Genomic DNA, 894 nt, shown 5'->3' with positions numbered 1-894 from the left:
GGTATTACGACTTCTGGTTCAGCGACTTCTGTCTCTACAGCAGCCACTACAGGTTCCGCAGTTACTTCGACCTCGGGAGCAACGTCAGCTTCCATCGTTTCTGTTACAACACTGGCGTCTGCCATCACTTCGCTGTCTACTACTTGAGGCGCTTCAACTACTGGTGTTTCAGCTTCAATCAGATCGAGAGAGGTAGTGAGTTGGTCGTCACTGAGATCATCGACCACAACTTCTTCTGCAGTTTCTTCAGCTACAAACGATTGAGAAAGCGTGTCTTGTTGCTGGTTTTGCCACCACCAAAGTGAAGAGATACCAGCAATAACCGCGAAGATGCTCCAAGTTAGCAACATAATACGGCTGTTATGCTTCTCCGTTTTGGTTTTGCGCGAGAAGCTCATCATCTCTTGTTCTTGCTGCTGAACTCACCAGCGTGATCTAAAGCCTCTAGAACCACTTTCTCATCTAAATTGACGTATTTGGCATACGAACGCACGTAACCACGCATAAAGGTGGCAACTTGGTCTGAATCAAATTGGTTGTCTTCAATCTGCTGAATCAAGCTAACGCGCAGCTTTAAGCGAGAGGAGACTTGCTGTTGGGTTAAACCTAACGACTCACGTCGATTTTTAAGGATCGTACCAGCTTCCAGTACAGGAGCTGCCGCTTGTGGAGTTTGTGTATCTTGTTCTGTGTTCATAAAGTTGAACTTCTAAATATTATCGTCGGTTGTCGAGAGCCATTTTTTATTATCGTTTACGCTCAATCTTACAACCCACTCTTTGTTGAATTTGTCCCGTAACTCGTATCAAAAACCTTTTGAAATCGAAAACTACACACTGCTATGCATAAGGGTTTTCTCAGGCGCCATCTGCTCAATGCCAACCTAGTAAATAG

General features: G+C 44.9%; 1 pseudogene. It reads right to left on the bottom strand.

Annotation, left to right across the window (positions count from 1 at the left end):
• Positions 1-697, bottom strand: a pseudogene (locus KIV40_RS28995) (helix-turn-helix domain-containing protein); the annotation flags it as partial.
• Positions 698-894 lie beyond the last annotated feature (197 nt).

This window comes from Vibrio sp. D173a (assembly GCF_030248475.1).
Note: the sequence above shows the minus strand (reverse complement) of the source record. Positions and strands in the feature narration are given on the sequence as shown.